Here is a 5,154-nt window from a genome sequence, read left to right as displayed (position 1 = left end):
CCATTGCTCTACCTGCCTCATAGAGTTTTATCCTTCACTTATTTTATTTATTATATCCGGAAAATGACACAAGAGGGCTAGATAACCTCGTTCCTTACTAATAAAAACTCATGATTATTAAATCCATCAGTTACCAGAAAGTCAAAAACCTTGGTAACTACGAATCCGAGCGCTTAGAAGCAATTGCCACAATTTCGGAGGACGAAAGCGCAAGTGAGGCTGTAAGCCAGTTACGCGCCTTTGTCGAATTTCAATTAGATGCCCCGGTTAGTCCCTTCCCGGACGAACATAACCCTTTATTTGACAATGTTCCCGCCGACAACTTCTAACCTATGTATACCTGCAAATTATCCGACGACCATTGGCTGAATTTAGCTCAAATTCGTTCTATTGAGATTGAATATGGCCCAAAAACGCTAGCCAAAGTTACTTGGATAAATGGCGATAGCTCTATTTACCGAGACAAAGACGTGGCTTTGTTGATGGAAGCCTGGTTTAGATTACATCCCCGCACCAAAGTTTAGGCAATTGCTCCGCATGGAAACAATTGAAGTCCACAATATTTACACCCTTTATGAAATTGAGGTTGATGGCACTGAGGTAGAAACCCCAATTTTAGGTTTTTCAAGGCCTCAAGATTGGGGCGATTCTTCGCGCTGGCACTATCATCAATGTCGCGTGCAATTTTCTTATGGTGGGACGGTTTACATCAATAATTGCCACCTATGGCAAAACGTAGAGCGCAACAGCGTTGAGGCATTCCAGTGTATTGCTTCCTATCTGTTTATGGTCATGATGCCTGGAAGAATAGAGCAACTAGCAGGGAAAGAGTTTCTTGATGAGGATGATTTTTGGGATGAAGCTTGGGGCGAAATACCGCCCTATTACGAAAGCGACGAGGAAGATTACGATTATTAGCCGCCTGATGAGCTAGAAGACTAGCGAAACACCGATAGTGCGCGGTGTAGCGGCTTGGGTCCAAACCAAGGCGTACTAGCAAGAAACCAACCACTTAAAGACCTCAACAGCGAAGTAGGCGCTCTTAAGTGCCTTTTTACGTTCATAGGCACTTGTGGTTAGTGCTTGTTAGTCCCCACTATGCCTAGGCATTCGTGCCTAGAATCTGCCTTAAAAGTGAATTAGGCGCTCTTAAGTGCGTGCCTATGGGTGATTCGCAGGCGGCTTGCATAGATGGGTAAAAAGGCGCTCACCGCAAAACAAAAAGGAGAATACACAATGCGAGTTGTCGGACTCGACGTTTGCAAGAACTCTGTAGTTGCTTGTGTGCTTGATGCTGCACCAACGTCACCACGAAAAGTATATTATGACTATGATTTCCCCCGCTTTTTCACAGATAGCAGTGGTATCAAAGCGCTCTTAGCTCTTAACGCTGATGTTGCGGTATTAGAGCCTACAGGGGTCAATTACTCCAAGTTTTGGGTTACAAAATTAGCCGAATATGGAGTAGAAATCGCCCTAGTTGGTCATAGACAATTGAACACTTACCGCGTCAACTTGGACTTACCAGATAAAGACGATTCTGCCGATGCTTTGGCTCTTGCTTGCTACTACATAGAGCATCACTTGAGCGATCGCCGTTTTGTCAGGATACGCGATCCGATCATCTCTCAAATCCGGGATATCTCTTTAAGACTCCAGCATCTCAACCGAGTGCAGTCGCCAATTGTTAACCGCATTCGTCAAGATTTGGCTTGGCAGTTCCCGGAAGCGGCTTTCATTGGTCTGGACGCGCCGCTTTTTTGGGGCTGGTTAGCAGGAGAACGTAAAAGCAAAAAATATCAAAAGCTCTATCAAGAAAGTGTCGGTCTAGGACTCAAGGAAGAAACGGAAAACAGCGCCAAAGCCATCATTGTTCTTCAGCGCCGGGAACGAGCTTTAGAAGTCTCAATGCGGCATTTAATGAAAGATTTGCGCTTTCTCAAATACCGCAAGGTCTTTGCGCTCTTTGGTTTTGGCGAACGCACCGAAGCTCTGATCTTGTCCCAAATCTACCCTCTAGAAAACTACTTTGGCGCTGATGGCAAACCAGAAATTAAAGTCCTCAAGGGTCGAGTATCAGGAAAGCCAACTAAACGCCACCTGTCCCGTAGGCGATTTCAAAAAGCACTAGGGGTAGCGCCAACGAGAGAAGATAGCGGCGATAAAAAGAAAAGTAAAAAGGCTGGCTCTTCCTTAATTCGGAGGGCGCTCTGGCAGTGGGTTTTTACTCGAATTGAACCAAAAAGAAACCGCGTCAAAAACTCTATTGGTACGGCTTTAAGTGAAATATTTGACCGGGAAAAAGAGCAGTCGCGGCCGATCCAACTTATCCGCAGTCGCATCGCCAGTCGCGCTATGGATTGGCTATTTGCTGAATTGGTCAAGGAGTTGGTTACAGGTAACAATTAATTACTCGCGTTTCCTATCCTCCTGAAAGTGCCGAACTATTTTATTAGTTCGGCTTTCTCTTGAATCGCATGAAAGCTTTAAAGTGAACGTAAAGAAAAAACAGATGCTCAAGTAATTGCCGTGGCAAACAGCGCTCTTGAAGCAAACACTTACAGAGGCAAGTGAACGTATTTCAGGTTCCTTTTAGCTTTTCAGCTTACTCTTATAAAACTATCCAAACCTGAAGGTACAGCAAGTGCGATCGCATGGCACAATACTGACATTTACCATATCTTCTAAATGGAAATTAAAGGTACTGTAGCTTTCGATATTATTGGCACTTGCTTTAGTTTAGAAAAACCGCGTCAGAGTTTGATAAGTTTAGGAGCGCCTGCTCACAGTCTCGAACTTTGGTTTGCTCAGTCTTTGCGAGATGCTTTTGCACTCTCTTATGCAGGCGGCTATCAACCACTGATAGAAGTGTTAGCCGCCGAATTACCTCGAACAATGAAGCTACTGGGGATTACGGCAGAACGAACGCAATTAGAAAAGGCGATCGCATCAGTTAGCGAACTTGAGTTGCAACCAGGAGCTTTGCCAGCATTTCAAAGCTTAATTGATGCTGGGTGGCGCATAGTTGCTCTAACTAATGGTAGCGAACATTCGACGCGCCAGCTATTAGAACGTGCTGAGGCTATAGATTACTTTAGTAGCATTTTTTCTTGTGATGCGACCTTTCAAAACTAAACCTCATGCTGATGTTTATGCTATGCCTAAACAAGATGCTAATGGTGATTTATGGCTAGTAGCGGCTCATGCTTGGGATATTCAAGGTGCTGCCCGCGCTAATTTAAAAACTGCTTTTATCACAAAATCGGAGCAAGAATACTTATCTATTTACCCGCAGCCAGATGTAATTGCTGATAACTTAGTTGCAGCAGCGAACAAAATTATCAACTTCTTTGCATAGTAATTTACACTCACTCATTAAGTCAATAGGGAGCAGCCCATCTTTATAGTAAGTGTAAATATTTACAACAACAAATCTTACATATCAGGGCTTTTGGCAAAAATAGAGTTTTCAAATTGGAATTCTAAAGCTAAAACTATTTCCGACTGATACCTGAAAAAGTTTAGTTTTGCGCTTGAGTATTTGTACTCATTGTAAAAGTGAGATGCTCCCGGCAAGATACCTATGTTACAACTCATGCTAGATTTTTCTGAATTGAAAACCGCTATAAACATTTACACTGAATAAATAATGCCTTGGCAACCTCTAAATAAGTATTGCTGGGATTTTTGGTTTGTCTACAAAGAGCCAAATCTCCACGTTTTCTACCTCCAAGCAAATCGACTGGCTTGTGCTTACATTGCCGAGCGGCGGCATAATCTTTCATCCATTGGTCATGCCATTCTTACTGATTTTGGTTGGCAAGAATCACTTCAAGACCCTGCCTTAGCAAGACGGGAGGGTCACTGGGATGATGTTTCTATTTGGACGGGCAGTATTATTGAAAAAGAAGGTTGCTACTATATGTTCTACACGGCGCGATGCTCCCAAGCCAAATTTGTACTAACCGCTCATGAGCGGCGACAACCGCAAAATATTGGTGTCGCTCAGTCAGACAATCTGCTCGTCTGGCAACGGACATCAGCATCAAAGGAAAACCCTATTATCCCTAATCCTGGACTGGGCAGTGAATTTGATGGCGTTAGCTGGCGCGATCCTTATGTAATTAAAGATGCTACAGACGGGCAGTTTTATGCTTTTATCTGTGCTTGTCCAAGTGATGCGCCGACTGATGCGGGTGGTGCTGTAGCTTACGCGATTTCCTTGGACTTAGAAGATTGGCAGACGCAGCCTTATCGTGTTTTGTACGTGTCCCCAGAATTTTATTATCTGGAGGTTCCCCAAGTCTTCTGGCGAAAGCAACCCAACTGTTGGCGTTTGTATCTTTTGTTTAGTCCTTATTGGAATAGATTTTTTGAGCGCCGAGACCCAAAAGGCACGTATTACGTCCGCTCTTTGCCGATAAAAGACCGGGGACAAATTACTTATGATCATATTCCTTGGGAACAGAAGTCAGCTACCTTGCTTAGTAATGGTCTTTATGGCGGCAAATTTGCCAACCCGGAAGAGGAAAATCCTGTCTTCTTTGGTTTCCAACTTGAAGATGAAGCGGGACACTTCGTCGGTGGCATCTGCGATCCGCAGTGGGCGATTTTTAATGATGATGGCACGATTGGTTTATGTAACTCCAAGCCCCACTCTAATTAGCAAAAAGTCTGTGCTTAAATGAAACTAAATCCGCTACATTAAAAAATTATTACCCACTTTTTTGGCAAACATTAACGGCAGAAATTGAAGAATTCATTACTTCTAGTTGGTATTTTAGGCTACACGCATTAGCAGTTTCTCAAATTTTTCAAGTGAATTGGCAAAATACTGTGTAGCCTAAAGGCTAATATGACGAGAGTAATGATAATTGCTAGAGTAGAACTTGTTTGCTCCTGTTGAGTTGTAATTATACCGGAATCTTATATCTGTATATCAGCTAGAACCGCTAAAAAGTCTAGGCGACAAATTGTTGGTCATTTTTGCAATAAATCATTACTTCTTGTAGGACTACCAACGAATTTAGTTAAGTGGTTTGCGTTCCTACTAGTATTGATGTTAGTGATCCCATTGGTTAGAGTCGATGGGGGCTATTACAACCCCGCACCTCTCCTACAGATCCGGGCATGAAACTTTTGCCTCACCCGGCT

7 protein-coding genes are annotated in these 5,154 nt (G+C 43.3%); all 7 read left to right on the top strand.

Annotation, left to right across the window (positions count from 1 at the left end; translation table 11 throughout):
- Window positions 1-110 precede the first annotated feature (110 nt).
- The 7 genes from C7B70_RS24970 (at window position 111) to C7B70_RS24940 (ending at window position 4,666) form a co-directional block, all read left to right on the top strand.
- On the top strand, window positions 111-329 hold the full coding sequence (locus tag C7B70_RS24970) for a hypothetical protein (protein ID WP_106371582.1): 219 nt from the start codon (window positions 111-113) through the stop codon (window positions 327-329).
- Between the two features lie 3 nt (window positions 330-332).
- Window positions 333-524, top strand: coding sequence for a hypothetical protein (locus tag C7B70_RS24965; protein ID WP_106371581.1), 192 nt, complete (start codon window positions 333-335; stop codon window positions 522-524).
- Between the two features lie 13 nt (window positions 525-537).
- Window positions 538-918: a hypothetical protein gene (locus C7B70_RS24960; protein ID WP_106371580.1), complete on the top strand. Its 381-nt coding sequence runs from the start codon at window positions 538-540 to the stop codon at window positions 916-918.
- Window positions 919-1,191: 273 nt separating this feature from the next.
- Window positions 1,192-2,409, top strand: a complete 1,218-nt coding sequence (locus C7B70_RS24955; protein ID WP_199192557.1) for a transposase — start codon at window positions 1,192-1,194, stop codon at window positions 2,407-2,409.
- A 279-nt stretch (window positions 2,410-2,688) separates the two neighbouring features.
- Window positions 2,689-3,135: an HAD family hydrolase gene (locus C7B70_RS24950; protein ID WP_106371579.1), complete on the top strand. Its 447-nt coding sequence runs from the start codon at window positions 2,689-2,691 to the stop codon at window positions 3,133-3,135.
- A complete protein-coding gene (locus C7B70_RS24945; protein ID WP_106371578.1) occupies window positions 3,116-3,358 on the top strand; it encodes a hypothetical protein in 243 nt (80 codons plus the stop codon). Before C7B70_RS24950 ends, C7B70_RS24945 begins: the two co-directional genes overlap by 20 nt.
- A gap of 291 nt (window positions 3,359-3,649) precedes the next feature.
- Window positions 3,650-4,666: a hypothetical protein gene (locus tag C7B70_RS24940; RefSeq protein ID WP_106371577.1), complete on the top strand. Its 1,017-nt coding sequence runs from the start codon at window positions 3,650-3,652 to the stop codon at window positions 4,664-4,666.
- The last annotated feature ends 488 nt before the right edge of the window (window positions 4,667-5,154 follow it).

This window comes from Chlorogloea sp. CCALA 695 (assembly GCF_003003885.1).
GTDB lineage: Bacteria > Cyanobacteriota > Cyanobacteriia > Cyanobacteriales > Chroococcidiopsidaceae > Aliterella.
Note: the sequence above shows the minus strand (reverse complement) of the source record. Positions and strands in the feature narration are given on the sequence as shown.